The sequence below is a fragment of the Vibrio aestuarianus genome, assembly GCF_028858425.1.
GTDB lineage: Bacteria > Pseudomonadota > Gammaproteobacteria > Enterobacterales > Vibrionaceae > Vibrio > Vibrio aestuarianus.
This window is the reverse complement of record NZ_JAKNYQ010000001.1, coordinates 313,361-338,357: the sequence shown is the minus strand read 5'-3', so window position 1 is coordinate 338,357 and position 24,997 is coordinate 313,361. Positions and strand designations below refer to the sequence as shown.

General features: G+C 42.6%; 24 protein-coding genes. 7 read left to right on the top strand and 17 right to left on the bottom strand.

Annotation, left to right across the window (positions count from 1 at the left end; all coding sequences use genetic code 11):
• Nucleotides 1–30 precede the first annotated feature (30 nt).
• The 4 genes from ubiB to rmuC are packed head-to-tail and all read right to left on the bottom strand — an operon-like array spanning nucleotide 31 to nucleotide 4,649.
• Nucleotides 31–1,662, bottom strand: a complete 1,632-nt coding sequence (ubiB, locus tag MCT08_RS01710) for a ubiquinone biosynthesis regulatory protein kinase UbiB (protein WP_168524779.1) — start codon at nucleotides 1,660–1,662, stop codon at nucleotides 31–33.
• Nucleotides 1,659–2,264: a ubiquinone biosynthesis accessory factor UbiJ gene (locus tag MCT08_RS01705; RefSeq protein WP_176246281.1), complete on the bottom strand. Its 606-nt coding sequence runs from the start codon at nucleotides 2,262–2,264 to the stop codon at nucleotides 1,659–1,661. Before MCT08_RS01705 ends, ubiB begins: the two co-directional genes overlap by 4 nt.
• A 9-nt stretch (nucleotides 2,265–2,273) precedes the next feature.
• A complete protein-coding gene (gene ubiE, locus MCT08_RS01700) occupies nucleotides 2,274–3,056 on the bottom strand; it encodes a bifunctional demethylmenaquinone methyltransferase/2-methoxy-6-polyprenyl-1,4-benzoquinol methylase UbiE (protein ID WP_168524781.1) in 783 nt (260 codons plus the stop codon).
• Between the two features lie 48 nt (nucleotides 3,057–3,104).
• Nucleotides 3,105–4,649 carry a DNA recombination protein RmuC gene (gene rmuC, locus MCT08_RS01695; protein WP_274677750.1) on the bottom strand — a complete coding sequence of 515 codons (1,545 nt, stop codon included), beginning with the start codon at nucleotides 4,647–4,649 and terminating at the stop codon, nucleotides 3,105–3,107.
• A gap of 141 nt (nucleotides 4,650–4,790) precedes the next feature.
• Here rmuC and MCT08_RS01690 point away from each other — a divergent pair, with 141 nt between their 5' ends.
• Together MCT08_RS01690 and MCT08_RS01685 are read left to right on the top strand one after the other, a co-directional pair.
• Nucleotides 4,791–5,675: a DMT family transporter gene (locus MCT08_RS01690; RefSeq protein ID WP_274677749.1), complete on the top strand. Its 885-nt coding sequence runs from the start codon at nucleotides 4,791–4,793 to the stop codon at nucleotides 5,673–5,675.
• 105 nt (nucleotides 5,676–5,780) lie between these two features.
• On the top strand, nucleotides 5,781–7,835 hold the full coding sequence (locus MCT08_RS01685) for a putative bifunctional diguanylate cyclase/phosphodiesterase (RefSeq protein WP_274677748.1): 2,055 nt from the start codon (nucleotides 5,781–5,783) through the stop codon (nucleotides 7,833–7,835).
• 70 nt (nucleotides 7,836–7,905) lie between these two features.
• Here MCT08_RS01685 and MCT08_RS01680 read toward each other — a convergent pair whose 3' ends face one another.
• The 4 genes from MCT08_RS01680 to ftnA all read right to left on the bottom strand — a co-directional run bounded on the left by MCT08_RS01680 (nucleotide 7,906) and on the right by ftnA (nucleotide 11,127).
• A complete protein-coding gene (locus MCT08_RS01680) occupies nucleotides 7,906–9,093 on the bottom strand; it encodes a BaiN/RdsA family NAD(P)/FAD-dependent oxidoreductase (RefSeq protein WP_172532781.1) in 1,188 nt (395 codons plus the stop codon).
• A gap of 141 nt (nucleotides 9,094–9,234) precedes the next feature.
• Nucleotides 9,235–10,062, bottom strand: coding sequence for an HDOD domain-containing protein (locus MCT08_RS01675; protein WP_261918290.1), 828 nt, complete (start codon nucleotides 10,060–10,062; stop codon nucleotides 9,235–9,237).
• Between the two features lie 141 nt (nucleotides 10,063–10,203).
• Nucleotides 10,204–10,527 (bottom strand): universal stress protein UspB, encoded by a 324-nt coding sequence (gene uspB, locus MCT08_RS01670; RefSeq protein WP_053309776.1) that lies wholly within the window; start codon nucleotides 10,525–10,527, stop codon nucleotides 10,204–10,206.
• 72 nt (nucleotides 10,528–10,599) lie between these two features.
• Nucleotides 10,600–11,127 (bottom strand): non-heme ferritin, encoded by a 528-nt coding sequence (ftnA, locus tag MCT08_RS01665; protein WP_053309777.1) that lies wholly within the window; start codon nucleotides 11,125–11,127, stop codon nucleotides 10,600–10,602.
• A 154-nt stretch (nucleotides 11,128–11,281) separates the two neighbouring features.
• Here ftnA and MCT08_RS01660 point away from each other — a divergent pair, with 154 nt between their 5' ends.
• Nucleotides 11,282–11,707 (top strand): universal stress protein, encoded by a 426-nt coding sequence (locus MCT08_RS01660; RefSeq protein WP_053309778.1) that lies wholly within the window; start codon nucleotides 11,282–11,284, stop codon nucleotides 11,705–11,707.
• Nucleotides 11,708–11,763: 56 nt separating this feature from the next.
• Entirely contained in the window at nucleotides 11,764–12,645 is an 882-nt protein-coding gene (locus MCT08_RS01655; RefSeq protein ID WP_168523901.1) for a carboxylate/amino acid/amine transporter, read from the top strand.
• A gap of 72 nt (nucleotides 12,646–12,717) precedes the next feature.
• On the opposite strand, the gene MCT08_RS01650 is transcribed toward MCT08_RS01655, so the two are convergent.
• Nucleotides 12,718–13,497, bottom strand: coding sequence for a class I SAM-dependent methyltransferase (locus MCT08_RS01650; RefSeq protein WP_053309780.1), 780 nt, complete (start codon nucleotides 13,495–13,497; stop codon nucleotides 12,718–12,720).
• A gap of 155 nt (nucleotides 13,498–13,652) precedes the next feature.
• Between MCT08_RS01650 and asnC the strand changes: the two genes are divergently transcribed.
• Nucleotides 13,653–14,117 (top strand): transcriptional regulator AsnC, encoded by a 465-nt coding sequence (asnC, locus tag MCT08_RS01645; protein WP_053309781.1) that lies wholly within the window; start codon nucleotides 13,653–13,655, stop codon nucleotides 14,115–14,117.
• Between the two features lie 64 nt (nucleotides 14,118–14,181).
• Here the strand turns inward: asnC and tsrA are convergent, their stop codons facing one another.
• Together tsrA and MCT08_RS01635 are read right to left on the bottom strand one after the other, a co-directional pair.
• Complete coding sequence (gene tsrA, locus MCT08_RS01640) at nucleotides 14,182–14,463, bottom strand: H-NS-like global regulator TsrA (protein ID WP_053309782.1); 282 nt, start codon at nucleotides 14,461–14,463, stop codon at nucleotides 14,182–14,184.
• 88 nt (nucleotides 14,464–14,551) lie between these two features.
• Nucleotides 14,552–15,754 (bottom strand): multidrug effflux MFS transporter, encoded by a 1,203-nt coding sequence (locus MCT08_RS01635; RefSeq protein ID WP_171980707.1) that lies wholly within the window; start codon nucleotides 15,752–15,754, stop codon nucleotides 14,552–14,554.
• A gap of 115 nt (nucleotides 15,755–15,869) precedes the next feature.
• Here MCT08_RS01635 and MCT08_RS01630 point away from each other — a divergent pair, with 115 nt between their 5' ends.
• On the top strand, nucleotides 15,870–16,811 hold the full coding sequence (locus MCT08_RS01630) for a LysR family transcriptional regulator (protein WP_274673491.1): 942 nt from the start codon (nucleotides 15,870–15,872) through the stop codon (nucleotides 16,809–16,811).
• A 118-nt stretch (nucleotides 16,812–16,929) separates the two neighbouring features.
• Nucleotides 16,930–18,720, top strand: a complete 1,791-nt coding sequence (locus tag MCT08_RS01625; RefSeq protein WP_172532777.1) for an aminopeptidase P family protein — start codon at nucleotides 16,930–16,932, stop codon at nucleotides 18,718–18,720.
• 138 nt (nucleotides 18,721–18,858) lie between these two features.
• Here MCT08_RS01625 and thiH read toward each other — a convergent pair whose 3' ends face one another.
• From thiH to thiC, 6 genes are read right to left on the bottom strand one after another with little or no spacing between them, the layout of a single operon-like run.
• A complete protein-coding gene (gene thiH / locus MCT08_RS01620) occupies nucleotides 18,859–19,971 on the bottom strand; it encodes a 2-iminoacetate synthase ThiH (protein WP_274677282.1) in 1,113 nt (370 codons plus the stop codon).
• 2 nt (nucleotides 19,972–19,973) lie between these two features.
• A complete protein-coding gene (locus MCT08_RS01615) occupies nucleotides 19,974–20,738 on the bottom strand; it encodes a thiazole synthase (protein ID WP_172532775.1) in 765 nt (254 codons plus the stop codon).
• On the bottom strand, nucleotides 20,739–20,948 hold the full coding sequence (gene thiS / locus MCT08_RS01610) for a sulfur carrier protein ThiS (protein WP_053309788.1): 210 nt from the start codon (nucleotides 20,946–20,948) through the stop codon (nucleotides 20,739–20,741).
• Entirely contained in the window at nucleotides 20,936–21,724 is a 789-nt protein-coding gene (locus MCT08_RS01605) for a HesA/MoeB/ThiF family protein (RefSeq protein ID WP_274677747.1), read from the bottom strand. The genes thiS and MCT08_RS01605 overlap by 13 nt, the downstream gene beginning before the upstream one ends.
• Nucleotides 21,714–22,952 (bottom strand): thiamine phosphate synthase, encoded by a 1,239-nt coding sequence (gene thiE, locus MCT08_RS01600; RefSeq protein WP_274677746.1) that lies wholly within the window; start codon nucleotides 22,950–22,952, stop codon nucleotides 21,714–21,716. Before thiE ends, MCT08_RS01605 begins: the two co-directional genes overlap by 11 nt.
• Before the next feature lie 2 nt (nucleotides 22,953–22,954).
• The gene (gene thiC / locus MCT08_RS01595; RefSeq protein ID WP_274677745.1) at nucleotides 22,955–24,904 is read right to left on the bottom strand and encodes a phosphomethylpyrimidine synthase ThiC; all 1,950 of its coding nucleotides are present in this window, start codon (nucleotides 24,902–24,904) and stop codon (nucleotides 22,955–22,957) included.
• Nucleotides 24,905–24,997: the final 93 nt, after the last annotated feature.

Sequence of the window (24,997 nt, the reverse complement as noted above, 5' to 3'; positions counted from 1 at the left end):
AAAATAACAATTCTTAGAGCTTACCGCTTATTAACGATAAGCTCGCCAGCTAAACAGCCAAAATGTGATACCCACAAGCCCTACTGTCAGTGACAATGGCTGATAAATACTGTTGACTAATATTGCCGAGCATACGATTAAAGTGGCACCAATGCCAAATAAAAACTTCCCGGTCGCCTGTTGACGCTTAGTGTCACAGTAACCCTGATAAAACTGATCCATTCGTTGGTTCATTGCTTTAGCTTGTCTGAGGCTATCGTAAAGAAGCTCAGGCAATTCTGGTAATTTTTCGACCCAAAATGGTGCTCGGTCTTTCAGCGCATTAATTAACGCCTGTGGTCCAACTTGATTCATCATCCATTTTTCTAAAAATGGTTTCGCTGTTTGCCACAAATCTAATTGTGGGTACAGTTGCCGTCCTAACCCTTCAACATACAACAAGGTTTTTTGCAGTAGCACCAACTGCGGTTGCACTTCCATATTGAAACGACGAGCGGTATTAAATAGATTTAACAACACATGGCCAAATGAAATTTCGCATAATGGTTTGGCAAAAATTGGCTCGCACACAATGCGAATCGCAAATTCAAATTCATCAATGTTGGTTTCACGTGGAACCCATCCTGAATCAACATGCAATTGTGCAACCCGGCGATAGTCGCGGTTAAAAAAGGCAAGAAAATTCTCAGCTAAGTAACGTTTGTCTTCACTATTTAACGTACCAACAATGCCACAATCTAACCCTATCCACTGTGGATTTTCTGGATTTTCTGGGTTGACGAACACATTACCAGGGTGCATATCTGCATGAAAGAAACTGTCGCGGAAAACTTGAGTGAAAAATACGCTCACGCCACGTTCCGCCAAAAGTTTCATATTAGTGCCATTGGCTTGTAACCCTGCAATGTCTGAAACCTGGATGCCGTATATTCGCTCAGAAACCATGACAGTTTTATTACTAAAGTCAGGAATAATTTCTGGTACGTATAATTCTTCGCTATTTTCAAAGTTGCGACGCAGTTGAATGGCATTGGCTGCCTCACGACGTAGGTCGAGTTCATCACGAAGGGTTTTGTCGTACTCACGTACAACTTCAACCGGCTTGAGTCGTCGAGCTTCCGGTAAGGCTTTGGCGACAATGCGTGCCATGCGGTACATGAGTTTGATATCTGCATCAATGACAGGCTGAATATCAGGGCGAATCACTTTTAGTACGATTTCCCGCCCTGACGATTTAAGTTTTGCCGTATGCACTTGCGCAATTGAAGCGGAAGCGAGCGGTTCAATATCAAAATCATCAAACCAAGTTTCAAGGCTGCCACCCAGCGCTTTTTCCATCTGAAGTTTCGCTAACGCGCCATCAAAAGGTGCCACTTTATCTTGTAATAGCGCGAGCTGATCTGCGATATGCGGAGGAAAAAGATCGCGCCGCGTAGACATCATCTGCCCAAACTTAATCCATACAGGACCAAGCTCTTGTAATGCTAAGCGCAATCGCTCACCTAATGGTTTATCAGGATGGCGATTTTTTATCCAGAACAGCCCTTTACGTGCCAGTATCGGAGCTTTCGTTAACTGATGTTCTGGCAAGAGTTCATCTAGGCCATATTCCAGCTGAACTTTAATGATTCGGTATAAACGCTTCCATTCAGTTGGGGTCATACTTGCTCCAACAATTGTTGAATTTTTACTTCTATACGAGCGGCCTGACTTTTTATGTCATCCACTTGATCACAAAAATAAGCCACTTCTAACGAACCAGGAAATAAACGCCACTCTTCGGTCAAAACTTGAGCCATATGATTTTGGTGTTTAGAGACTTGCGCTTGTAATAACTGCCCCGCATTTTTCATACTTTGAACCAAAGTATGAGCAACCACATCCCCAGTGATACGCGACAGCCACTCTTCGACATCAGGTTTGCAATCCGTCATGAGTTGCGCAAATTTTTGCGCCAATTGAATATCGCCTTCTAACACCAATTTATCTTGCTTGATCAACTGGGTGATATTGGCTTGTTCACGCAATTGCGGCAAAACCGACAAATTAAGAGAGAGGTAGCAGTCAGGCTTGCCTTCATAGTCAGCTAAAACATCAATTTGCTGACTAAAAATGAAGGTCAACGTTTTATTAAGTTCTTTGAGATTAACTTGGATCACTTGCCCTTTAAGGCGTGATAAACGACGACCCAGTTGTGGATCGTCTTGAATTAACGTGTTGAGTGTCGTTTCAATTGCGGCAGTCACTAAAGGCTCAAACGGCATGCTCAATCCTTAGAATTTATAACCACGGTGCAGCGCTACAATACCGCCCGTTAAGTTGTAGTAGCTGGTTTGCTCAAAGCCGGCTTCATCCATCATCCCTTTCAAGGTTTCTTGATCTGGGTGCATACGGATAGATTCCGCCAAGTAACGGTAACTGTCTGCATCATTGGCGATCATCTGACCAATTTTCGGCAACAAATGGAATGAGTATGCATCGTATACTTTCGACAATGGCTCAAGAATTGGCTTAGAGAATTCCAATACTAATAAGCGACCACCCGGCTTCAATACACGGAACATTGAGCTCAATGCTTTGTCTTTATCCGTCACATTACGCAAACAAAAACTAATGGTAATACAATCAAAATAATTATCAGGAAACGGTAGTTCTTCCGCATTGGCTTGCACGTAATGCACATTACCTACGATACCGTTATCACGCAGTTTATCGCGCCCAACATTCAGCATCGAATTGTTGATATCCGCCAGAATAACGTGCCCTTTCTCACCCACAATACGAGAAAATTTCGCAGTTAAATCGCCCGTGCCACCACCGAGATCCAAAATACGTTGCCCTGGGCGAGCACCACTGCAATCAATCGTGAAACGCTTCCATAAACGATGAATACCACCCGACATCAGATCATTCATAATGTCGTATTTAGTAGCAACAGAGTGAAAAACTTGTGCCACTTTGGCCACTTTTTCTTCTTTCGCTACGGTTTCAAAACCAAAGTGAGTGGTATTGGTTGTCTCTAACGCTGTTTTTGATTGCACGCTTGTATCCGTCATTCTGATTCCTCTTAGGCAGCACGTGTTGTTATAAGCTACTGCGGACGATTAGTTTACTTTATCCTCAGCTTGATGTCTTTCTACTAACGGCTCATTTTCCTTGGCATTTTCAGTCAATGCCTCATTTTGAGCTTGTTCTGCCCATTCGCTACTGATTGAACGTTTAATTTCAACGCCGAGTCGTTTGAAGCTTTCTGCTTGACGAATGGCATTGCCACGCCCAGTCGCTAGCTTATTCATCGCCCCTTGATAGCTTTGATTAGCGCGATCCAACGCCCCACCTAAACCTTCCATATCATCGACAAATAAACGCAGTTTGTCGTAGAGTTTACTGGCTCGCTCGGCAATTAATTGCGCGTTTTGATTTTGTCTGTCATTGCGCCATAAATTATCAATAGTACGTAGCGCCACTAATAATGTGGTTGGGCTGACTAAAATAATATTTTGCTCCATGGCGTCTTTAACCAAACTAGGGTCAGCTTGAATCGCCACCTGAAAAGCAGGTTCAACCGGAATAAACATCAACACATAATCTAGGCTCTGAAGCCCCTTAAGTTGATGATAATCTTTTTGTCCCAACCCTTTTATATGGGCTCGCAGTGCAAGTAAATGCTCACTTAATGCACGCTCTCGCTGCGTATCAGTTTCGGCATTAAAGTAACGTTCATACGCCACTAAAGCCATTTTCGAGTCAATCACCACTTGTTTATTGTGTGGTAAATGGACGATAACATCCGGTTGATAACGCTTGCCGGCGTCATTTTGCAAACTGACTTGGGTTTGATATTCATGCCCTTCACGCAGGCCTGACTCGGCCAACACACGGGCTAACACCACCTCACCCCAATTACCTTGCTGTTTATTATCACCTTTAAGTGCTTGAGTTAGATTCACCGCCTCTTTAGTCATCTGTTCATTAAGGCGTTGCAGGTTTTTCAGCTCATGAACTAATGTGTGGCGCTCTTTGGCCTCATGGTTAAAGCTGTCATTGACCTGTTTTTTAAACCCTTCGAGTTGTTCTTTGAGCGGAGAGAGCAAACCTTCTAAACTTTGACGATTTTGTTGATCAACTTTGGCCGTTTTTGCTTCAAACAATTGATTGGCTAAATGTTCAAATTGTTGCTTTAAGCGCTCTTCGGCACGCTCTAACAGTTGCAGTTTTTCTTGGCTTGATTGAATTTGCTGTTCATGGCGCGCTTCTTGTTCGCGTAACTGCGCTTCGAGCTGTGATTTCTGCTCTCGCATCTGGTTTAAGTCATTTGAATACTGCTGCCGCTCTTGTTTTACTGCTTCGAAATAACGCAATTTTTCCATTACGGCCATCAACTTACCGTGAGATTGTTTAAGCTCAAACGCAGCTTTGTCTCGCTCTTCGTCTAGCTCATCTAACTCTTGTTGCGATTGTTGTAATGCTTGTTTTAACTCGGTAATTTGCTGCTGATGATGCGTATTATTAGTGTCAATCTGCTGCTGCAATAACTCGCTTTTTAGATTCAGTTTTTGTTTCACCCACCAACCGACCGCTGAGCCGCTGATCACAGCACTGCTTAACGTTGAAAGCACTAACACTTGGTTTTCAATAATCCATTGCATAATAACGGCTTAACTCTATTTCATCAGTTATGCTTAAATGGTATTTCGATACTGGATAAATGTCCAGTTTGTGCAAGTTAACAGCAAGCTATAGACTTGCGCCGCTGAACACTATTTCAACAATCATTGTAATGAGGATACATGGACGAACGACGCGCACTGGGTTTTGGCTTATCAGCTGTATTATTGTGGTCAACGGTTGCCACCGCTTTCAAACTCACCCTAGCTGAATTTACTCCGATACAAATGCTCACCGTTGCGAGTATCGTTTCAGGCTTCGCGCTATTGGTGATTTGTGCAATCCAAGGCAAGTTGAATCAAGTCGCCAGAACCTTTCTTGCTAACCCTTGGTATTACTTATTGTTGGGGTTGATTAACCCACTCGCGTATTACCTTATTTTGTTTAAGGCCTACTCATTGTTGCCCGCCTCTCAAGCACAAGCGATCAACTACAGTTGGGCTATCACACTGACTCTGATGGCCGCTGTTTTTTTGGGGCAAACCATCCGCAAACAAGATTGGGTTGCCTGCGCACTGAGTTATTTCGGAGTTGTAGTCATTGCTACCAAAGGCGATATTTTAGCCATGCAATTTGATAGCCCGCTTGGTGTTGGGTTGGCATTACTATCGACGCTACTGTGGGCAAGCTACTGGATTCTCAATACCAAAAACACCGCAGACCCAGTTATTGGGGTTTTACTGGGGTTTCTAATCGCCATTCCGCTTGCCATTGGCTTAAGTTGCTATGAAGGGGCAAGTTGGCAACAGATCACCATCAAAGGTTGGAGCGCAGTAACTTATGTCGGCTTGTTTGAAATGGGAGTGACCTTCGTGCTGTGGTTAAGTGCATTAAAACTCACGGCCAATACCGCGAGGATCAGCAATCTCATTTTCGCTTCACCTTTTATCTCACTGCTATTACTGGCTACCATTATTGGTGAAACCATTCACCCCACCACCCTTATTGGTTTGGTGCTGATTATTGCTGGCTTAGTCATTCAGCAGTTCAAAACCCAAAAGAGCTAGTCCTTATCGTCAGTAAAAAAAACAACAGTGATAGTTGTATCAATATTACCAAGTGTGATTCTGCTATTCTAAATAGAGTCACCAAACTGAGCGAACGAATTGTCGATGATGGATAAAGCCGCCCACACTCTGCCAAAACTGCAAGAGTTCTTAGACAGTCTAGAAGACCATGCCTGGCTCAAAAGCCCGGAGGGTATTTATATTCTATGTAACAAGGCGGTAGAAAAAGCATGGGGATTATCGGCTCAGCAAATTTTAGGATCAAACGATTATCAATTGTTTGATGATGAATTGGCCAGGAAATTTATATCTGCAGATCAATGGGTTATCGATAATAAAACTCAGCTAGTCGTTGAAGAATGTTCATCGACAGACGAAGATCACAGTGAAATTTGGCTAGAAACGATAAAAGCGCCAATTTATAGCGAAAGCGGTCAATTACTCGGAACCATGGGTATGACACGTAATGTCACCCGCCGTCGCCAGTTAGAAAACCAACTTAACCTCACCACGCAAATTTTTAATCACTCTCGTGAAGGGGTGATGATCACTGATGACAAAGCCAATGTTATTGATGTCAATGCCGCCTTCACTGCAATTACAGGCTATCAAGCCGATGAAGTCATCGGTCGTAACCCTCGAATTTTACGCTCAGGTCATCACGATGACGCTTTTTATCAAGCAATATGGCACAACCTTTCGCAGAATAAATCGTGGAAAGGTGAGTTTCTTAACCGTCGCAAAGATGGCTCCCTCTACCCACAGCTCTCAACGATAACCCCAGTTTTCGATGACCACCAGCAGGTGAAAAACTATTTATGTGTATTTGAAGACATCTCTCTTCGTAAAGCACATGAAGCTAAATTGGAGCAAATGGCCTATTTTGACCCACTAACAGAGTTACCGAATCGGATTAATTTATTACAAGAGATAGCCCACCAAATTAAGCGCTATAACAGTACAAAGCTCAATTTTGCTACCTTATTTTTAGATATTGACCACTTCAAACACATTAATGACAGCTTTGGCCACTATTATGGTGACCAAGTTTTAGTTGAGCTTGCTAACCGTCTCAAGCTTTGTCTGAAAGAAACTGACCATATAGCAAGAATTGGCGGTGATGAGTTTGTTATCCTGCTGACAAAACTGCCACCTGAACAATCTTTAGCGCCAATTCTCGATAATATTTTCTCTGTCTTTGAACGCTATTTTGACTTTGGTGAAGAATCTTTAAGGCTGTCCACCAGCATTGGTATCGCAAATTACCCTCAAGATGGACAAACACCGGAAGCACTACTAAAAAATGCCGATACAGCAATGTATCTAGCGAAGAAGAATGGTCGTAATGGGTACGCGTTTTATTCACCGGAACTGACGGATGTCGCCATATCAAGAGTACGCTTACAATCGGCGTTGTATCAGGGTGTAGAACTAAAGCAATTTAGTTTAGTGTATCAGCCCCAATTTAATCTACACAACCAAACCTTACTCGGGTTTGAAGCGCTCATTCGCTGGCATCATCCTCAATTGGGTTTAGTATCCCCTGACGAATTTATACCTATGGCGGAAAAAACCGGTGCGATTCAATCAATTGGTGAGTGGGTCTTACGCACCGCCTGCCAGCAAGCAAAACAATGGCTCGATGCAGAGTATCCGTTAGACAAGTTATCCGTGAACGTATCAGCAATACAACTTAAACAGAGTAATTTTATCGAAATGTTGATCCGCATTCTCAGCGAATCACAGCTCCCAGCCCATAAACTAGAAATAGAAATCACCGAAGGCTTTTTAATCGAAAACAAGCAAAAAGCGATTCATGATTTGCAGCAAATTGCAGAACTGGGGGTGGGTATCGCATTGGATGATTTTGGTACGGGCTACTCTTCGCTTTCTTACCTCAAAGGGTTACCACTACAAAAGTTGAAAATCGATCGCTCGTTTATCAATGACATTCCCGATGATAAAGAAAGCAATGCCATTGTCGCGGCCATTTTAGCGATGGGGAATAGCTTATCGCTGATTGTTACCGCTGAGGGTATCGAGGATGAAAAACAAATGAGTTACCTTGACCAAATTGGTTGCCATTTTGGTCAAGGTTACTATTTAGGTCGCCCACTTAGTGTGGAGGATGCAACTAATCTACTGAAGAAGAATGGCTAATTCCTAGCCATTTTGTCGGAGGGATTTTAGCCTATCTACAGCATTTTCAACTCAGTTTGTTTAGGAAAAATTATACCCATGAGCCAGCAACAAAGCCGCTAGACCAACACCACTGGAAGTTATACCCACCTAACCAACCTGTCACATCCATCACTTCACCAATAAAATATAGGCCAGCGACAGATTTACACTCCATCGTTTTAGAAGAGAGGTAATCGGTATCAACCCCCCCTAAGGTCACCTCCGCCGTCCGATACCCTTCGGTACCATTAGGTAAAATCTGCCAATTCTCTAAATAATGTGTGATAGCAAGAAGATCATTGGGATTAAGCTGCTTTAGCGGTTTATCTTCTAGTTCTTTACGCTCAATTAACACTTCAATTAAACGCTTTGGCAATGCTTTGGCTAAGGTGTTTTTCAAGCTTTGATTGGGGTGCAGCTCACGAGATTGAACCAATAGATCATGCACATCTATTTCCGGTACTAAGTTAATCGTCACCTTTTGCCCTGCTTTCCAGTAAGAAGAGATTTGTAACACTGCAGGTCCAGATAAACCACGATGAGTAAACAACAGCGCCTCTTTAAATACAGTGCCATCTTCTGCTGTAATTTGCGTTGGAATGGCGATACCAGAAAGCTCAGTAAAATCTTCTTTATCTTGCTTGTGTAAAGTAAACGGCACTAAACCAGCAGTGGTTGAAACAATAGGCAAGCCAAACTGCTCAGCTATTTTATAACCAAACGGAGTGGCGCCGAGTTTTGGCATCGATAATCCCCCGGTCGCTACCACTAGCGATTGACACTCAATCGTATCCCCACTAACTTGCAGACAAAAACCGTCTTGCGTTTTTTCGATAGACTGAACATCCGTTTGGTAACGCTGCTTAACATTGGGCATATCGCATTCCGTTAGCAGCATATTAACGATATCTTTAGCTGAATCGAGACAAAACAGTTGCCCGTGATCGCGCTCTTCAAAGGCAATATCGTACTTGCTCACCATTGAGATAAAATCCCAATTGGTGTACTGCGACAAAGCGGATTTAACAAAGTGTGGATTACGACATAAGTAGTTACTTGCCGAGACATCATAATTGGTAAAATTACAGCGCCCACCACCGGAAATAAGAATTTTTCGGCCCGGCTTTTTAGCATGATCAATCACTAAAACATTTCTGCCACGCATACCTGCTTGTGCGGCACACATTAATCCTGCGGCCCCTGCGCCAATGATGACCACGTCGAACTGATGAATCATGCTTACTACCTACTCTTTAATCAAGCACGCTTTACGCACCCAACAACAAACAAAAAGGATGTACTGCGTGAGCGTACATCCTTAAACATTGCGGCTATTCTAGCGACTAATTGAATGAAGACAAGATCAACAAGCCACCACTTAACGTTCCATTAATTGCTCGGCGAGATCACGGCCACAACCACGAACGCTATCCACTGTTTCTGCAAAGCTCGCTGATATAGCTAAAATGCGGGAATCAGAATGCTCCACCAAGAAAGTAAGCTTTTCTTTTTCGGTGAGAATATCCCATTGATGATGGATATCACGAGCAAAATGCAGTACGCGAGCTAATTTTGGTGACAACTGCGCTTTGTCTGGTTGAGCTGAAAAGGCAATGGCATCGACCATTTCATCAGGAAACTTCCATGCTTTGGCTAACTTAGCACCAAGCACATTAGCGTCAGTATGGATAATATGGCGCTGTGCTTCGATTTCATCTTCTCCCGATTCAACACACTCACGTATTTTTAGTGCTTCTTTAGGCACTAAAGAGTGGATCATCAACAAGCCTATATTGTGTAATATCCCAATGGTGAAAGCGCTGTTTGCATCTAATTTTATCGCAGCCCCCAACTTACTGGCGATAAGAGCAATCTCAAACGTATCGGCCCAATATTGAGTTAAATCGAGCGTATCAATTTTAGGAAAGGCACTGGATAATACTGAGGCGATAACCATGGTGCGTACTGAACCACTGCCAACTCGAATCACCGCATCGTTGATCGATGCCACAGTTCGGCTTCCACCAAAATGCGCAGAATTAGCCAAGCGCAGTAGCCGCGCACTTAATACTTGTTCCATTGAAATCTTACGTGTCAGTTCACCAAAATCAACGTCATTTTGGTTAACCATCTCAAGCAGTTCTTGCAATATTTGTCGTAGACGAGGTAACTCATTTAGACGACTAAATAAGGCTTTTTCTTCCATTGAATCCATCCTTTTATTATCGTTTAAAGGATAGTTGGAGTGCTTTTATAATGCTAAACAATGACGAATAAATTTAGCTGCACAGCATTGGAATTAGGTCAGGCAAAGTAAAGGAGCGATTTCGCTCCTTTACTCTAACGCTTAAACGATACAAGCAACAAAGGTGGTTACCGCTAATAATGAGATAGATAGAATAAAGAGTTCCCTTACTCGATCACATTTGCCTGTAAAGATTGGATCATGATGATGGTGATAGTCTTTACTTTTTAGATAATGGAAAAGACGAACCTGTTTAGTGACATTACCATGCGTGGTAAAAAAGCCGCCTCCATCTACTTGCTGGTAAAGCAACGGATGAGCTTCACGCATGATATAAATAAGTGAACGTAGTGCTGTAAAATAACGAGCAAGGTTTACCCCTGTTACAAGCATCAACGCTAATAAAATTGTATCTCCAGTGATCATCTTTTCCTCCCTACACCTCTGTATGGAGAACCCGAAGAAAAAGACGACCGCTTCTAAGTCTTTTTGCTGAAATTACACAGCTTGGGCATCCATTACAGAAGATGAGCCTGCTTTTGCCATTGCCGCTAGGTCTTTGTCGATGAAGAACAGTGCTTTTCCATCATCACCAACCAACTCTAGCTTATCTAAAATCCCTTTAAACAACTTCTCTTCTTCGTGCTGTTCAGACACGTACCACTGAAGGAAGTTAAATGTTGAGTAATCTTGAGATGTAAATGCCGAATGAGCCAGTTTGTTAATCTGTTGAGTAATCATCTGCTCATGTTCATAAGTTTCGCTAAATACCTCTCCGAGGCTTGCAAAATCATGTTTCGGCGCTGCGATCGCTCCAAGGATAGGCAGTGCTCCAGTCTCACTCACATACGTGAAGAGACGTTGCATGTGTTGCATTTCTTCTACAGCGTGAACGCGTAAAAACTCTGCTGCACCTTCAAATCCTTTGTCTTCACACCAAGCACTCATTTGTAAGTATAGATTGGATGAAAAAAATTCGAGATTAATTTGCTCATTCAATTGTTCAACCATAGCTTGTGACAGCATTGACGACTCCTAATTTCTCTTATGATTTGAATTGACTATACCATGAACTCCACCATAACACTTTGTACTCAGTATATGGATATGGGATCACTTCGACAAAAAACTCTCAACCTCGATGCTAATCTTTATATAAAACCCATCAGGAGATAGCACTATGAGTTATCAACATATTTTAGTTGCGATTGATCTTTCAGAAGACAGCAAGCTATTGATAGATAAAGCCGTAGCATTAGCAAAACCACTTGAAGCCGAGATTTCTTTTATCCACATTGATGTCAATTATGCCGAACTATATACCGGACTTATCGATATCAATTTAGCAGAAACTCAGCACCAATCGATGGAATCATCTCAAAAACAACTGCAAGCTTTGGCAAATTACGCACAGTACCCAATTAGACATACCTTAGTCGGCAGCGGTGATTTAAGTAATGAGCTGTGCGAAACGATCAATGAATTTAGCATTGATTTGGTTGTTTGCGGTCACCACCAAGATTTTTGGAGTAAATTACTGTCGTCTACTCGTCAGTTAATTAACTGCTCACCAGTAGATATGTTGGTCGTGCCACTTCACGACTGACGGCAAGCTAAAACTCAGTTAGACTGCAGAGCATTAATTAATCATCGTTATGTATCATGATCTATTTATCTGCAGTTACCCTACTTTGGGCATTTTCTTTTAGCCTGATTGGCGTTTACTTAGCTGGTCAGGTTGACTCTTGGTTCTCGGTTTGGATGCGAGTGGCACTAGCAAGCCTTGTATTCCTGCCATTTATTAAATTTAAATCTATTCCCATTCGATTGATCCTAAAACTGATGGTAATTGGCGGAATTCAGCTTGGACTGATGTATTGCTTCTATTATCAGTCCTTTTTACTGCTATCAGTACCAGAAGTACTGTTATTTACCGTTTTTACGCCTATTTATGTCACGCTTATTTACGATTTACTCAAAGGACATTTTTCTCCCTGGTATTTAGTGACAGCAGCCATTGCCGTTGTAGGTGCAGTATTTATTAAATTTGCCGGGATAAATGATAACTTCTTAACGGGCTTCTTTGTGGTACAAGGTGCCAACCTGTGTTTTGCCATCGGTCAAGTCGCATACAAATACGTGATGGAAAAACAGCCAGTCACGCTGTCGCAGCATACCGTGTTTGGTTATTTTTATTTAGGTGCGTTAGTGGTGGCAAGTACTGCTTTTTTGTTGTTTGGTAACAGCGATAAGTTGCCAACCACATCGTTGCAATGGGGCATTTTGGTTTACTTGGGGTTAATCGCTTCTGGGCTTGGTTATTTTGCTTGGAACAAAGGCGCTTGTCTGGTTAATGCCGGCGCACTTGCGATCATGAACAATGCTCTAGTTCCTGCGGGCTTGGTAGTGAATATTATGATTTGGAACCGAGATGTTGACCTGATGCGCCTTGGTATTGGTGGCTCGATTATCTTACTTTCCTTATGGGTCAATGAAACATGGGTTAAACGCAAAGTCATGACCCAAAGTAAAACGACCAATTAAGTGAAGTCATATAAAATGATAGCGCCTACTAAAATGTAGGCGCTATTTTCTTACTCTTAAGTAATCTCTTTGCTAACACATTGCTGCTTTAACATAGACATCAAATCGATTCTTTTTCGTTTCGATTGCCATACTCGGCTTTTGATTATCTAACCAATTAGCATAATCTGGACGCTTGACCACAACCCGCTTGCTCGCCAAACTCAACGCGGGGGCTAATAAGGCATCGGCATCGAGATCTGCGCCTACCAATGACTGAAAAACCCGCATCTCTTTTTTAACTAATGCCGTTTGCTTTTTGTTTTCCGGATGAGGATACATTGGATCAAGATAGACAACATCTGGCTTTTCAAAACGAGGATCTTGCGCCAACTTATCAAGGGCATCATGACTTGAAGCATGAAGCAAAGTCATTCTTTCTCCAACCCAAATACCAATCTCAGGATCAAGCTTTGCTCTTTCTAAGCCATCATCGAGCAATGCAGCAACCACAGGATGACGTTCAACCATTTGTACTTTACAGCCCAAGGAAGCCAGTACAAACGCATCACGCCCTAACCCTGCCGTTCCATCCAAAATATTAGGAGTGGCACCTTTATTCAGCCCAGCCGCTTTTGCGATGGATTGACCTTTCCCTCCGCCAAACTTGCGACGATGCGCCACCGCGCCACTGACTAAGTCGACATAAATAGCCCCTAACTTAGGCTCATCCAACTTACGTAGCTCAAGTCGATACTCGGTTAACACCAACGCAAATTGACTCGTTTGACTATGTTCAAGCCCCCAGCGATGAGCTAAGTCATCCAAACGTGGCTGCTGTGTAGGTGCTTCGCAAATCAGTTGTAGCTGCAAGTTGACTCCAAAAACAGAGATAATAATCAGAAACCTGAGTTTAACTAATTTTGCTGGATGTGACTAAAGCTAATAACTAATCTCAAGCCATGACTTACGAGAAACTATGGTGAGTGGTAGACTCAAATTGCTGTATTACTATAAGGACTTTTGCCATGCATGCCACAGCCGCGAAGCTTGATGATCTCGACCGAGCGATTTTAAAAATTTTAATGGAAGATGCACGCACGCCTTATGCCGAGATGGCGAAACAGTTCAATGTTAGCCCTGCAACTATCCATGTACGTATCGAAAAAATGAAATCAGCCGATATTATTCAAGGCACAGAAGTTGTCGTGAATACCAAAAAACTAGGCTATGACGTCTGTTGCTTCATTGGCATTAATTTAAATGCAGCGCGAGACTATCACTCTGCTTTAGAAAAACTGAATGCATTAGACGAGGTGGTAGAAGCTTATTACACCACTGGCGCTTACAACATCTTTGTTAAGTTGATGTGTCGTTCTATTGAAGAATTACAGTTTGTCCTTATCGATAAATTACAAGCGATTGATGAAGTACAATCAACTGAAACACTTATTTCATTGCAAAACCCAATTAACCGCAACGTGAATCCATAATTTGCGCATAAATAAAAAGCCCGAGAATATATTCTCGGGCCACAATATCTACTTTATAGATTGGTTATTTATTCAGGTAATTTAGAAGCTCTTCTGCTGAAATACCTTGCTTTGCCAATTCTTTTGCCATGATTTCCACTTGTTCACCTTTGCGAGATTCTATCACGTGTTGAAACTGGAACACTAAATCACGTAGGACTGGTAGTGGTACTTGTTTTGCGGCGCTGCGAATACGCTCACTACTTTGGTTGCCTAATTCATTAAGCAATTTACCGAACATGACCTTTTCTGGCGACTCATCGAGCTGTTCCCAAATACGAGCCATTTCATAGGTTGTCATTGACATTGTTGTTTCGCTTCCAAAGTGCAATTGAAATAATTAAGTGCCCAAATATACACTCGTTAAAACGATTATAGAATAGCATAAACCGATTTTATTGCTGCACTGCTATTTGATGCCAGTATCGCCCTGCTTTTGATAACAGAATTAATAGCGATGGGGCGATTATCCACATATGCAACGCAATTAACACCTGAGGTTCAAACCCAGCTCGCTGTAGCGAGCCCACTAATAAACCAGCGCCACTCATTTGAAATAGTCCAAGCAATGCAGCCGCGGTTCCTGCTTTGTCACCAAATGGAGCTAACGCTTTTCCTGCTGCCGCTCCCAAAATCCAGGCAAATCCAATAGACGAAATAAAGATAGGTAACATAAAGGCTAATGCAGTTTGTTGCTGTGCAAGTACAAGCATTATTGTTCCGGCGATCAGTAATATACTAATGCCAACAACTAACGTTTTATGAGTGCCAAATTTATCCATAAATTGAGGTGCTGTTAAACACGCAACAATATTGATGATGGCATTCATTCCAAACCAAAAAGTGAACTCGTTCATGGTTAAACCGTAACCTTCCATCAACACCACAGGAGCTGAAGTTACGTAAGCAAGAATTACTGCCATGGCTAACATACATAAAGAGGCATGGAATAGGAAAGAAGGTGTTTTCAATACCGACCAGTACCGCGAAAACTTAAAGAATGCTTGCTTCTCTGCCGTTTCAGGATTGGTTTCTTTCATACCTATCAGCATCATTGAGCCAACAACCACAGCAAAACCAGCCATAAAGCTAAAATTACTGCGCCAGCCGAACTGTTGAGTCAACCAACTTCCAAGAATTGGTGCCAGTGCTGGAATGAAACAGATCGCCCCATTCAGGTAGCTGATCATTTTACCACTGCGTTCTGGTCCAAAAATATCGCGAACTGTTGCAAAGGCTGCCACCGATGTTGCACAAGCACCGAAGCCTTGTAGCAGCCGAGCCATCAGCATCCACTCAATACTTTGAGCTGCCCACGCCAAGCAAGCACTCAATGCATAGATACTGATACCTCCCAATGCAACAGTTCGACGACCGAGTTTATCCGCCAAGGGGCCCGCAAACAATTGCCCGATACCCATAGCGAATAGAAACCAAGTGATCGTATCTTGTGCATAAGCGTGTTCCACGTGAAATGTTTGTGAAATTAACGGTAAAGCAGGCAGATAAATATCAATCGCCAACGGGCTGAACAGTACCAACAAAACCAGTAATGTCAGCTGGCGCTTACTGTCTGCACCAGATGTTATTTGTTTCACGAAACACTCCAATATAAAGAAAGAACAACTTTGAGAACTGATGCATAGTAACGCAATGATGATATGAGCAGAAATGGCATATAATCATCCTAATTATTCCTAATTGGAAAAACAGATGAATATTGAGAAGTTATCTCGCATCGATCTCAATTTACTGGTTTGTTTAACCGTTCTGTTAGAAGAGCTGAGTGTCACGCGTGCTGCACATCGTCTCTGTTTGAGTCAGTCAGCCGTGAGCAAATCACTGGCCAAACTGCGTCAACAATTCGATGATCCGCTATTTATTCGTAACTCTCATGGTCTAAAGGCAACGCCTCAAGCTTTATTCTTGAAACCCAAGTTAGATATCTTAATTAATCAGCTTGAAATCATTACTCAGCCGCAGGAATTTTCGCCTCAAACCAGTGAATATCGTTTTCAAATAGCCGCAGTAGAAAGTGTTTACCCACTGATTCTGCCACACTTTTTACCAGTAATTTTTAACCAAGGACCTAATTTAAATATCAATACCCATTCTTGGGATGATCAAACATTCAAAAAACTACAGCTAGGAGAAATCGACTTAGGTATCACTGGCAAAGATATCGATATTAATGATGCTAAGCTAACTATGCTGCCCCCCAGTGACATCTGCGAGCAAGAGATTTACCGAGACAACCAAATGTGTGTGGTGAGAAAAGATCACCCGGTTTTACGTGAAAATTGGACGCTAGAAAGCTACCTTGCGCTGCGTCATGTACAAGTGCGATGTGATGGTAATGACCGCTGGCTGCTCGATTACCGTCTGGCAGATATTGGCAAAGAGCGTGATATCGCAATTACGGTTCCAGACTTCAACAGCGCCGCCAGTTTGTGTACCTATACTGATTTCATTTTCACAGCGCCAAGTCATTTTACCCATCTAGTCGCGCAACAAATGGATCTGGTTGTCCTCCCTTTACCAATGGAGTTCCCCCCCATGGCTTATACGCTTTTTTGGCACAGAGACAGAGAAAATGACCCCGCATTAAGCTGGTTAAGGCAGATGATCCAAACCAAAACCTTACACCTTAGATAATTATTATTTTGAAATTTGCGCGAGTCAGATAAAAAGAGTAGCTTATTTGCACTCGTCCACTCAGTAATGATGTACTGAGATTCATACAACGGACTGTTATAAAAAGGATATAACACAGATGCATAATTCGATCGCAGAACGTGTTTCAGCTTTACGTGGCTGGTTAACACAACAAGGGCTTGATGCTGTCATTATTCCTCATGAAGATGAATATCTTGGGGAGTATGTACCACAACATAATGAACGTTTACATTGGATAACTGGCTTTACTGGTTCAGCGGGTGCTGCCGTGATCACCCAAGATAAAGCCGCAATTTTTGTTGATGGTCGCTATACCGTTCAAGTTCGCAAACAAGTGCCGGAAAGCACATTTGAATATCGACACTTGATTGAAGAGCCCTTTCTCGATTGGCTACAAGAAACACTTGCTACAGGTAGCAAGGTTGGTTTTGACCCACGCATGCATCGTGCGAGTTGGCTTAAAGCTGCACAAAGAAAATTGGATGGTGAGCTACAACTGGTAGCGACATCAACCAACCCTGTCGATCAGTTATGGACGGATCGTCCCGAGGCCTTAGTTTCACCTGTACGCCTTATGAGTGATGAGTTTGTTGGTCAAAATAGTCAAAGCAAACGTAGCTTGATTGCGCAACAACTCATGAAAAAGAAGGCCGATGCGGCAATACTCACCGAATTAGATTCGATTTGCTGGCTATTGAACATTCGTGGTCTTGATGTATCACGTTTACCAGTTCTGCTTTCTCACGCCATTATTCATGTTGACGCTAGTGTCGATTTTTTTCTTGATCCATCACGTATTCCAAGCGAATTTACCCAGCATGTAGGCGCAGATGTTCGAGTCCACCATCCTGATCAACTAGAAGCGCAACTTCGTGTATTGAGTGGTCAGAAAGTTATTGTAGACTCGGCAACCAGCAACGCTTGGTTTACGCTAGTTCTACAAAATTCAGGGGTTGAGATAATTGATGACGCTGACCCATGTTTATTGCCTAAAGCGGCCAAGAACGCCACCGAAGTTGCAGGGATGAAAGCTTGCCACGTACGCGATGGCGCTGCGATGGCTAAGTTTCTCGCATGGCTAGATAACGAAGTCGCCAATCAAAGACTCCATGACGAAGGTTTTCTCTCTGATCGTTTACAAGCATTTAGAGAAGAAGACGCTTCGTTAGCAGACCTTAGTTTCGATACTATTTCCGCCGCAGGTAGCAATGCAGCGATGTGTCACTACAACCACATCAACCAAGCGACTCCAGGGCAACTCGCTTTAAACTCTCTCTACCTTGTCGATTCTGGTGGTCAATATACTGATGGCACAACGGATATCACACGTACTATCGCCATTGGTCAACCTAGTGATGAGATGATTCAGCAATTCACGTTGGTATTAAAAGGGCACATCGCGCTAGCACGAGCTCGCTTCCCTAAAGGCACTTGTGGCCATCAGCTAGATGTACTTGCTCGTCAACATTTATGGGCTAATGGTTATGATTATGATCATGGTACTGGTCATGGTGTCGGTCACTTCCTCAGTGTACATGAAGGCCCACAACGCATTAGTAAAGTGTTCAACAATGTCGCATTGCTCCCGGGTATGGTGCTTTCAAATGAACCTGGTTATTATCGAGCAGACGCCTTTGGCATTCGAATTGAGAACCTGGAATTGGTTGTCGAAATGGAAACCAAAGGTGATTTCAGCGTGTTAGGGTTTGAATCATTAACTCGTTGTCCAATAGACAAGCGTGCAATTAATGTTGATATGCTAACTCGCCCAGAGCTAGCGTGGTTGAACGATTATCACCAAAAAGTATGGCAACAAGTTAGCCCGTTGGTGGAAGGTGAAACTAAAGAGTGGCTACGCCAAGCAACCTCCGCAATTAAACATGACTGATATTTAAATTTCTGTCACATGTTCAACTCAATATGTTTTATCCATTAAAAAGGCGACCAGCTCTGGTCGCCTTCTAAATTGTGATCTAGATATTTACCGAATATAACGAGTATCTACTCTGATGTTTCACGTGAAACATTACCCCGAATAGGCACTATGCCAATCCTTCCACACAGCTTGCAAACCACGATTTTTTACAGCGAGTTCAACTTCATGTGCAGTACGATCATCGCTAATTGTAAATTGTTCTAACTCAACATCTTTCATCGCATAACCTCCAGGTTGAGTCTTTGATGCAGCAGAAATACTGGTAATTCCCAGAGGAATGACACTATCTCGAAAATGAGCTGATTCTCGAGTAGATAGAGAGAGTTCAACTTGCGAATTGAATAATCTAAATGCACAAATCAACTGGACCAACTGCTTATCAGACATTTCAGATTTAGGCTGTAATGAACCTTCACATGGACGTAAACGCGGAAAAGAAATGGAATAGCGGGTTTGCCAATAGGTTTTTTCTAAGTAATCAAGATGAGCAGCAACATAAAAACAATCAGTTCTCCAATCTTCTAAGCCAATTAACGCGCCGATACCTATTTTGTCTATTCCAGCCCTAGCCAGTCGATCTGGCGTCTCAAGTCGGAAATTGAAATCCATCTTATTGCCTCTTAAATGGTGTGAAGCATAAGTGGAAGGATGATACGTTTCTTGGTAGACCATCACAGCATCAAGACCAAGTGTTTTAAGCTCCTCATAATGTACTTGCTGAAGCGGTTGAACCTCCATCGCTACATAACTAAACTCGCTTTTGATCACAGGTAGTATCTGACGAAAATACTCTACCCCGACTTTAGTTTCATGCTCACCCGTTACCAATAACACACTATCAAACTTCATCTTTTTGATGGCTGCAATTTCACCTTCTACCTCTTGTCTATTCAAAGTACGCCGTTTGATTCGGTTTTCCATAGAAAAGCCGCAATAGGTACAAGCATTGGCACACAGGTTAGATAAATAAAGCGGGATATAAAACGAGATCGTATTACCAAATCGTTGACGTGTTAATGAATAAGCATACTGTGCCATTTGCTCTACATAAGGTTCAGCCGCTGGAGAAATCAGAGCTTTAAAGTCTTCCAAATTAAGCTTATCTTTTGCTAGAGCCCGCTCTACATCTCGTGCCGTTTTAGTTCGGATCGATAAACTAATATCATCCCAATCTAACTGCTTAAAACGTTCCAAAAAACTCATGACTACTCATCCAGAAAAGCGGTAAAAGGGCTGGAGGCAACCGCATGCCAAGATTGAGTTGCTAAGCCTGATTCATAGGCCATTCGTCCTGATTCTATCGCCATTTTAAAAGCCATTGCCATGCTAATAGGGTCACGTGCAGTTGCGATTGCGGTGTTAACCAGCACTGCATCAGCCCCCATTTCCATAGCACGTGACGCATGTGAAGGCGCACCAATACCAGCATCGACAATGACAGGAACTTTGGCTTGGTCGATAATAATTTCCAAGAAATCTTTTGAAACTAAGCCTTTATTCGAACCGATTGGAGCCCCCAAAGGCATCACTGCAGCACACCCTACCTCTTCTAATCTCTTACACAACACAGGGTCAGCATGGCAATACGGTAGAACAGTGAACCCCTCTTTTACTAGTTGCGCTGCTGCTTTTAATGTCTCAATTGGATCAGGCATTAAGTACTTAGGATCGGGGTGAATTTCTAATTTTAACCAGTTGGTTGCTAATGCCTCACGAGCTAAATGGGCAGCAAAAACCGCATCCTTAGCATTTTTTGCGCCTGAAGTATTAGGTAACAAATGGATATTAGATTCGATAAGTGGCGCTAAAATATCATCATTCGTATCGTTCAAATCAACACGCTTTAAAGCCATAGTTGCCATTTGTGAACCTGATTGAGCAAGCGCTCGCGCCATTACATCACGATTGGCAAACTTACCAGTTCCAGTAAACAAACGAGAGCTAAACTCTCTACCAGCTATTGTTAACATTTAGCCTCCTGCAATGGCTTGAAACAGTGAAATTGTGTCTCCATCACAGAGCAAGGTAGTAGCCCATTCACTACGTGGAATGACATTTGGTCCAATGGCAAAAACACTTCCAGTGGTCGATATGGCCAGCAAAGTGACAATATCCAATAGGCTTGAACCATTACTGACTTGATGCGGTTGATTATTGATCGTTATCGTTATATCGGACATTTTTGTTCCTCACCTATGTTATCTGCTACTGGCAAACAACAAACATCACAATGCAAATCTTTAGGGACGTTGAATGTTTGAAATTGAAAGGTTTGGCCATCAAACACTGTCATTTGATTAGCTTGGTAATCAGGCTGTTTTGTTAGAAGCTTGATTGTTTGAAGCGCTTGAAGCGCTCCTATCACTCCAACCACAGGACCAATGACACCAAGTTCGTCACAACGCTGTGTTGCTGGTAGCTCGCCATCTGGAACCAAACATCGATAACAGGGAGATGGTGGTAAGTGATCAAACGTAATTATTTGCCCTTGCCAACCAATCACCGACCCAGAGATCAAAGGCTTATTTGCTTTGCGGCATGCTTGATTAATGATATGACGACTTTCAATATTATCAGTACAGTCTAAAACCACATCCGCGAGTAAAATTTCTAGTTGTAACTGTTTATCAAAAATACGCTTTGTTATTGGTCTGACTCGACAATCCTTGTTGATAGCCGCTATCTGTTCAGCCATGGCTCTTACTTTTGATTTACCGATTTGATTTTCTCGGTAGAGCACTTGGCGATGTAAATTGCTACTTTCTAAAATATCATCATCAACAATCACAAATTGTCCAATACCCGCTGCCGCTAAATATAAAACAGCCGCCGAGCCCAAACCGCCACATCCAATAATAAGCACTTTACTGGTTAACAAAGTATGTTGACCATGTTCACCAATTTGAGTAAGCGAAAGCTGCCTCTGGTAACGAAGAAACTGGGAATCAGAAAGCATGGGTCCCCCTTCTCTCAGCACGTAAATTCAACTCAGAAAGTTGCATTATGGAATTGAAACTTTGGATAGCAGATCTAGTGTTTCTCGCCTCAGTTACCGCTCGAACCACAGCCAGACTTGACACGCCACATTGCCAAACTTGCGCTGCGTTATTAAGATCAATCCCGCCAATAGCAACCGTTGGTATGGGATTTATCCCCGTGGATTTAGCCAAATCATCTATTAATTGTTGGTAGAGTTTAAGTCTGACTAATCCTTGTGGTTTAGATGGCATTTGTTTGGTTGTCGTTGGAAATATATGACCTAAAGCGATGTAACTTGGCTTCAATTGGACAACTCGTAAAAGCTCATAGTAACCATGAGTCGAAAGACCTAAGCAAAGTCCAGCTTTTGCAATTTGCTCAAGGTCAGCTGTTTCAATATCTTCCTGCCCTAAATGGACACCAAAAGCTTGGTGTTTAATCGCAAGTTGCCAATGATCATTAATAAAAACTTGAGCACCATATCTTTGGCCAAGCTTGATAGCCTTGATGATATTTAGTTCAAGGTCTGGATGCTCTGTGTTTTTCATTCGCAGTTGAATGATTTTCACACCCATTTTAAGCAAGCACTCAATCCAATCGACACTAGCGACAACGGGATATAGCCCCAAGTTGTCTTTATGCATAACCGGGAAAGCTAGATCATCATTGGTCGCAAGGAAACCTTGTTTAATAGTCGGCTTTGGGAAATAGCTAATTTCTGTGGGCCATGTTTCACGTGAAACATTCATTGCAGCACGAGCTAGCACTAAAACATCTTCAAGTGGAAGACCAAGACATAACAAGGCTAAAACCCAAGCAAAATGAGTAATATCAGAATTAGATAGCTCTAATGAGCGAGAGTAATGCAGAGAACACAGCTCTTGGTCTTTGTACCATTGGTCTTTCGACTCAAGAGGATCCAGTGCTCCAAGAGCAAGTTGAATGACATTCTTTACTGCATAGCATGAAGAAGGAATCGCTGATTGGTACTGAAAAAACAAATTACAGCCAGAAACAGAAACATCTTGTGACGACATCAAACAGTCACTATCAATCGTCCACTCATCAAGTTGGCAGCACGTTGTTGGGCTCACACCTAATGTTATATCTTTAATATCAAAACCTTGCTGCTGAGCCAGTAGCAAAACGCGTTGGATATCTCCGGTTAAAGCAATATCTTGCCGAGGAATTAATAACCGAGTCATAGCTACTCCTCGCTGCAAACAGTCTGCTTATTCACCACTGGATGATATAGTTCGGAACCAGCCGCCTTAAACTCATGCGATTTTTTTCGCATACCTTCTAAAGGATCATCCAATAATTTCACAGAAATCTTTGCATCAGCAGCAACTTGCTCGCTATCTTTAGCATATTCTCGCACTTCTTGAGAGATCTTCATCGAACAGAATTTTGGACCACACATTGAGCAAAAATGCGCTACTTTTCCTGATTCCTGAGGTAAGGTTTCATCATGGAAAGCACGAGCTGTAACAGGATCTAGCGCAAGGTTAAATTGGTCCTCCCAACGAAATTCGAAACGGGCTTTTGATAAAGCATTATCACGAATTTGAGCGCCAGGATGGCCCTTAGCAAGATCAGCAGCATGCGCGGCTAATTTATAAGTAATTAAGCCGGTTTTTACATCTTCTTTATTGGGCAAACCTAAATGCTCTTTAGGCGTGACATAGCAGAGCATTGCGCAGCCATACCAACCAATCATTGCCGCTCCAATACCGGAAGTGATGTGATCGTAACCAGGTGCGATATCCGTTGTAAGTGGGCCTAGAGTATAGAATGGAGCTTCGTGGCAGTGCTTAAGCTGCTCATCCATATTTTCTTTAATCATATGCATTGGAATATGACCAGGTCCCTCAATAATGACCTGAACGTCGTATTCCCAGGCAATTTTGGTCAGCTCACCCAAGGTTCGAAGCTCAGCAAATTGTGCTTCATCATTTGCATCGGCAATTGAGCCAGGGCGAAGTCCATCACCTAAAGATAATGCGACGTCATACTTTGAACAGATTTCGCAAATTTCTCGGAAGTTCGTATAAAGAAAACTTTCAGTATGATGAGCCAAACACCACTTCGCAATGATTGAACCTCCACGAGAAACAATACCAGTGACACGTTTGGCCGTCATAGGAACATAGCGCAATAACAACCCTGCATGAATAGTAAAGTAATCAACCCCCTGCTCTGCTTGTTCAATAAGCGTATCTCGCATCACTTCCCATGTTAGATCTTCAGCAACACCATTCACTTTTTCAAGGGCTTGATACATAGGAACGGTGCCTATTGGTACCGGACTATTGCGTAAAATCCATTCTCGTGTCTCATGGATATTTCTCCCCGTAGAAAGATCCATTACCGTATCGCCACCCCAGCGAGTCGCCCACACTAATTTTTCCACCTCTTCTTCAATAGAAGAAGAAACCGATGAGTTACCTATATTAGCGTTTACTTTTACTAAAAAGTTACGGCCAATAATCATCGGCTCTGATTCTGGGTGATTAATATTAGCTGGGATAATTGCACGCCCCTGAGCCACTTCTTGGCGGACAAATTCAGGCGTTATATCTCGTGGAAGGTTAGCACCAAAGCTCTGACCTGGATGCTGTTGGTTAAGTTGTTCATCAGCAAACTTTTGCCGCCCCATATTTTCGCGAATAGCGATGTATTCCATTTCAGGAGTAATAATACCTTGTCGCGCGTAATGCAACTGAGTGACTCGTCTGCCGTGCTTTGCACGACGAACAGAAGGTAAATTACCATAACGTAATTGGTCTAACGTTTCGTCAGTTAAACGTTGTTTTGCATAAACAGAACTAACGCCTTGAAGCAACTCGGTATCTTCTCTCTCTGCTATCCAGCGCTCTCTTAGCTTCGGAAGACCTTGGTATAAATCGATGGTGTGGGATGGGTCAGTATAGACACCCGATGTATCATAAACACACACAGGGTCATTGGGCTGATAAACAGGGTCTGCTTTAGTCCCTCCAATTAAGCTATCGGCAAGTCTAATTTCTCTCATTGGGACACGAATATCAGCGCGTGAACCTTCGATATAAATTTTGGTTGAATTAGGGTAAGACTCGACAGATAGAGTGTCGATAAATTGTTTGGCTTCTAGTCTCGCTTGTTTGCGACTCGACATAGCATTTTCCTTTCATTGATTTAGGGATAAATGCTTGGCGGATTGATGCACAAGAGTCGATCAAAATAAAATTTTGATCTGAGGATGATATAA

Excerpts from the sequence above, each read along its gene's own strand:
- ubiB (WP_168524779.1), bottom strand. The coding sequence starts at position 1,662 with ATGACCCCAACTGAATGGAAGCGTTTATACCGAATCATTAAAGTTCAG.
- MCT08_RS01705 (WP_176246281.1), bottom strand. The coding sequence starts at position 2,264 with ATGCCGTTTGAGCCTTTAGTGACTGCCGCAATTGAAACGACACTCAAC.
- ubiE (WP_168524781.1), bottom strand. The coding sequence starts at position 3,056 with ATGACGGATACAAGCGTGCAATCAAAAACAGCGTTAGAGACAACCAAT.
- rmuC (WP_274677750.1), bottom strand. The coding sequence starts at position 4,649 with ATGCAATGGATTATTGAAAACCAAGTGTTAGTGCTTTCAACGTTAAGC.
- MCT08_RS01690 (WP_274677749.1), top strand. The coding sequence starts at position 4,791 with ATGGACGAACGACGCGCACTGGGTTTTGGCTTATCAGCTGTATTATTG.
- MCT08_RS01685 (WP_274677748.1), top strand. The coding sequence starts at position 5,781 with ATGATGGATAAAGCCGCCCACACTCTGCCAAAACTGCAAGAGTTCTTA.
- MCT08_RS01680 (WP_172532781.1), bottom strand. The coding sequence starts at position 9,093 with ATGATTCATCAGTTCGACGTGGTCATCATTGGCGCAGGGGCCGCAGGA.
- MCT08_RS01675 (WP_261918290.1), bottom strand. The coding sequence starts at position 10,062 with ATGGAAGAAAAAGCCTTATTTAGTCGTCTAAATGAGTTACCTCGTCTA.
- uspB (WP_053309776.1), bottom strand. The coding sequence starts at position 10,527 with ATGATCACTGGAGATACAATTTTATTAGCGTTGATGCTTGTAACAGGG.
- ftnA (WP_053309777.1), bottom strand. The coding sequence starts at position 11,127 with ATGCTGTCACAAGCTATGGTTGAACAATTGAATGAGCAAATTAATCTC.
- MCT08_RS01660 (WP_053309778.1), top strand. The coding sequence starts at position 11,282 with ATGAGTTATCAACATATTTTAGTTGCGATTGATCTTTCAGAAGACAGC.
- MCT08_RS01655 (WP_168523901.1), top strand. The coding sequence starts at position 11,764 with ATGATCTATTTATCTGCAGTTACCCTACTTTGGGCATTTTCTTTTAGC.
- asnC (WP_053309781.1), top strand. The coding sequence starts at position 13,653 with ATGCATGCCACAGCCGCGAAGCTTGATGATCTCGACCGAGCGATTTTA.
- tsrA (WP_053309782.1), bottom strand. The coding sequence starts at position 14,463 with ATGTCAATGACAACCTATGAAATGGCTCGTATTTGGGAACAGCTCGAT.
- MCT08_RS01630 (WP_274673491.1), top strand. The coding sequence starts at position 15,870 with ATGAATATTGAGAAGTTATCTCGCATCGATCTCAATTTACTGGTTTGT.
- MCT08_RS01625 (WP_172532777.1), top strand. The coding sequence starts at position 16,930 with ATGCATAATTCGATCGCAGAACGTGTTTCAGCTTTACGTGGCTGGTTA.
- thiH (WP_274677282.1), bottom strand. The coding sequence starts at position 19,971 with ATGAGTTTTTTGGAACGTTTTAAGCAGTTAGATTGGGATGATATTAGT.
- MCT08_RS01615 (WP_172532775.1), bottom strand. The coding sequence starts at position 20,738 with ATGTTAACAATAGCTGGTAGAGAGTTTAGCTCTCGTTTGTTTACTGGA.
- thiS (WP_053309788.1), bottom strand. The coding sequence starts at position 20,948 with ATGTCCGATATAACGATAACGATCAATAATCAACCGCATCAAGTCAGT.
- MCT08_RS01605 (WP_274677747.1), bottom strand. The coding sequence starts at position 21,724 with ATGCTTTCTGATTCCCAGTTTCTTCGTTACCAGAGGCAGCTTTCGCTT.
- thiE (WP_274677746.1), bottom strand. The coding sequence starts at position 22,952 with ATGACTCGGTTATTAATTCCTCGGCAAGATATTGCTTTAACCGGAGAT.
- thiC (WP_274677745.1), bottom strand. The coding sequence starts at position 24,904 with ATGTCGAGTCGCAAACAAGCGAGACTAGAAGCCAAACAATTTATCGAC.